Genomic DNA, 3,510 nt, shown 5'->3' on the forward strand with positions numbered 1-3,510 from the left:
GCCCGGTCAACTCCGTCCTGGAGAGGATCGGCGTCCCGGCGGCGGTGTTCGCACGGCTCCTTCTCGGCCTGGCGCCAGCGGTAGTAGGTGTCGTACTCGGCACGCTGGGTGTGGAAGCAGCCCGTCAGCAGGGCGGCGCCGGCGGCCGAGGCGATCAGGGATCTTCTGCGCGGCCCCGAGGGCATGTTGCGCGGCGGTGGCGGGTACGGCACTGCGGACGTCCTCGGGGAGTTCGTACGAAAGGAAGAACGACGACGGGCGGCACGCCCGTGATCACCGTACCCGCGCACCCGTCCGACGCCAGTCACCGGCACCGGCCTGCCCCGATCGTCGCCGTTCGTGGTGGCTTGCGCACAGGTGGACGGCAACACTCCCCGCGACCGGATACCCTTTGACCAGACACGCGACCCATCCCACAACAGCACACGCGGCCGAGGAGTCACCCGGATGAGCACCACCCAGAGCGAGAGGCTGCGAGAGCTGCTGGAACCGCTCGTCACCTCCCAGGGGCTGGATCTCGAGGAGATCGCCGTCGACTCCGTCGGACGCAAGCGGGTGCTGCGCGTGGTCGTCGACTCGGACGCCGGGGCGGACCTGGACTCGATCGCCGATGTGAGCCGTGCGCTCTCGGCGAAGCTCGACGAGACCAACGCGATGGGCGAGGACGCGTACGACCTGGAGGTCGGAACCCCCGGCGCCGAGCGCCTGCTCACCGAGCAGCGGCACTTCGTGCGGGCCACCGACCGGCTCGTGAAGTTCCAGCTGACCGAGGACGGCGAACTGGTCGCGCGGATCCTGACCGTCGACGACGCGGGCGTCGACGTCGAGGTGCCCGGGGTCAAGGGCCGCAAGGCCACCACCCGCAGACTCGCCTTCCCGGAGATCGCCAAGGCGCGCGTGCAGGTCGAGTTCAGCCGCAAGGACAAGAAGGACAAGAAGGAAGAGGAGGAGGCGTAGCCGTGGACATCGACATGAGCGCCCTGCGGGGCTTGGTTCGGGAGAAGGAGATCTCCTTCGACCTGCTGGTCGAGGCGATCGAGTCGGCCCTCCTCATCGCCTACCACCGCACCGAGGGAAGCCGCCGACACGCGCGCGTGGAGCTCGACCGGGAGACCGGGCATGTGACCGTGTGGGCGAAGGAGGACCCCGAGGACCTCGAGGAGGGCCAGGAGCCCCGCGAGTTCGACGACACCCCGTCCGGCTTCGGCCGTATCGCCGCCACCACCGCCAAGCAGGTGATCCTGCAGCGGCTGCGCGACGCCGAGGACGACGCGACGCTCGGCGAGTACGCCGGCCGCGAGGGCGACATCGTCACCGGCGTGGTCCAGCAGGGCCGCGACCCGAAGAACGTGCTGGTCGACATCGGCAAGCTGGAGGCCATCCTGCCGGTGCAGGAGCAGGTGCCCGGCGAGACCTACCCGCACGGCATGCGGCTGCGCAGTTACGTCGTACGGGTGGCCAAGGGCGTCCGCGGCCCCTCCGTGACCCTCTCCCGCACGCACCCCAATCTGGTGAAGAAGCTCTTCGCCCTGGAGGTGCCGGAGATCGCCGACGGCTCGGTGGAGATCGCGGCCATCGCCCGTGAGGCCGGTCACCGCACCAAGATCGCCGTACGGTCCACCCGTTCGGGCCTGAACGCCAAGGGCGCCTGCATCGGCCCGATGGGCGGCCGGGTGCGCAATGTGATGGGCGAGCTGAACGGCGAGAAGATCGACATCGTCGACTGGTCGGACGATCCGGCGGAGATGGTGGCGAACGCCCTGTCACCCGCTCGGGTGAGCAAGGTGGAGGTCGTCGACATGGCCTCCCGCTCCGCCCGGGTGACCGTGCCGGACTACCAGCTGTCGCTGGCCATCGGCAAGGAGGGGCAGAACGCCCGCCTCGCGGCCCGGCTCACCGGCTGGCGCATCGACATCCGGCCCGACACCGAGCAGACCGGGGAATAGTTCCCGGCCGCGGGCCGCTTGGATTACGACAACAGCCGTTCGATCTTTGCCCCGAAGGGGTGAGGTCGGTACGGGGAGGTAGACTTAACGGTGTCTGGCCGGACGCACGCCCGAGTATGCCCTGAGCGCACCTGTGTGGGGTGTCGGGAGCGGGCGGCCAAGAACGATCTCCTACGGATCGTGCGGAGCGAGGACGCGTGCGTCCCCGATCCTCGCGGTACGCTGCCCGGCCGGGGTGCGTATGTACACCCCGTCCTGGTCTGTCTCGACCAGGCGGTACGCCGCCGGGCGTTCCCGCGGGCACTGCGCGTCCCGGGAGCGCTCGACACAAAGGCGTTGCGCCGATACGTCGAGCAGACAACAGTTGCCGAGCAGGCAACACCGTAAGACGTGCCGTACGGAACCCCGTGCGGCCTGGTACCTCGCGAGTCGAAAGCAGGTCGAGATTGCGATGAGCACTCGATGAGTACGCGATGAGTACGCCCATGAACTAGCGACGGTCCGGCTTCAACCCGGACCTCAAAGGAGCGAAGTGGCTAAGGTCCGGGTCTACGAACTCGCCAAGGAGTTCGGTGTCGAGAGCAAGGTCGTCATGGCCAAGCTCCAGGAACTCGGTGAATTCGTCCGTTCGGCGTCTTCGACCATCGAAGCGCCCGTTGTACGCAAGCTGACCGACGCCTTCCAGGGCGGTGGCAACGGCAAGTCCGCCGGTAAGTCCGCCCCGCGCAAGGCCTCCCCCAGGCCCGCCGCGCCCTCTCCGGCGCAGGCGGCCCGTCCGGCTGCCCCGAAGCCGGCGGCCCCCAAGCCTCCGACGGCGCCGGCCGCCCAGCAGCCCGCCGCCCCGGCGGCACCCGCGGCGTCCACCCCGGCGCCCGGTCCGCGTCCGGTGCCGGGCCCCAAGCCCGCGCCGCGTCCGGCCCCGGCCGCTCCGGAGTTCACCGCTCCGCCGGCTCCGGCCGCGCAGACCCCGCAGGCTCCGGCCGCGCAGGGCCCGCGTCCCGGTGGCCGTCCCGGTGCTCCCAAGCCCGGTGGCGCCCGTCCGGGCGGTCCCGGCCAGGGTCAGGCCCGTCCGCAGGGCGGCCAGCGTCCCGGTGGCCAGGCGCCGCGTCCCGGTGGTGCCCGTCCGGCCGGTCCGCGTCCGGGCAACAACCCCTTCACGTCCGGTGGCTCCACCGGTATGGCGCGCCCGCAGGCGCCCCGTCCGCAGGGCCAGCGTCCCGGCGGCGCCCCCGGCGCCGGTCCCCGTCCGCAGGCGCCCGGCGCCCAGGGCGGCGGTCCGCGTCCGCAGGCTCCGGGCGGTTCGCGTCCGTCCCCGGCCGGCATGCCCCGCCCGCAGGGCGGCCCGCGTCCCGGCCCGGCCGGTCCGCGCCCGAACCCCGGCATGATGCCGCAGCGTCCCGCTGCCGGCCCGCGTCCCGGCCCCGGTGGCGGCGGTCGCGGCCCGGCCGGTGCCGGTCGTCCCGGTGGCGGCGGCGGCGGGCGTCGCCGCCGACCGGTTCGTCAGCGAGACCACCGTCAAGACACATGTGGGGGATGTGCTGACCAAGCTGGGGCTGCGCGACCG

4 protein-coding genes and 1 pseudogene are annotated in these 3,510 nt (G+C 72.1%); 4 read left to right on the forward strand and 1 reads right to left on the reverse strand.

Annotation, left to right across the window (positions count from 1 at the left end; translation table 11 throughout):
• A pseudogene (locus tag ACWEN3_RS43680) lies at positions 1–212 on the reverse strand (hypothetical protein); the annotation flags it as partial.
• Positions 213–447: 235 nt separating this feature from the next.
• Between ACWEN3_RS43680 and rimP the strand changes: the two are divergent.
• From rimP to ACWEN3_RS43700, 4 genes are all read left to right on the forward strand, one after another.
• Positions 448–957: a ribosome maturation factor RimP gene (gene rimP, locus ACWEN3_RS43685; protein ID WP_452983481.1), complete on the forward strand. Its 510-nt coding sequence runs from the start codon at positions 448–450 to the stop codon at positions 955–957.
• A gap of 2 nt (positions 958–959) precedes the next feature.
• Positions 960–1,946, forward strand: coding sequence for a transcription termination factor NusA (nusA, locus tag ACWEN3_RS43690; protein ID WP_452983484.1), 987 nt, complete (start codon positions 960–962; stop codon positions 1,944–1,946).
• 90 nt (positions 1,947–2,036) lie between these two features.
• Entirely contained in the window at positions 2,037–2,333 is a 297-nt protein-coding gene (locus ACWEN3_RS43695; protein ID WP_452983487.1) for a YlxR family protein, read from the forward strand.
• A 145-nt stretch (positions 2,334–2,478) separates the two neighbouring features.
• Positions 2,479–3,510, forward strand: a 1,032-nt coding sequence (locus ACWEN3_RS43700) for a translation initiation factor IF-2 N-terminal domain-containing protein (protein ID WP_452983490.1), incomplete at its 3' end; no start/stop codon positions are given.

Source organism: Streptomyces sp. NPDC004561 (assembly GCF_053602155.1).

What these genes read in the sequence shown, in the direction of transcription:
- rimP (WP_452983481.1), top strand. Translation starts at nt 448, where the DNA reads ATGAGCACCACCCAGAGCGAGAGGCTGCGAGAGCTGCTGGAACCGCTC.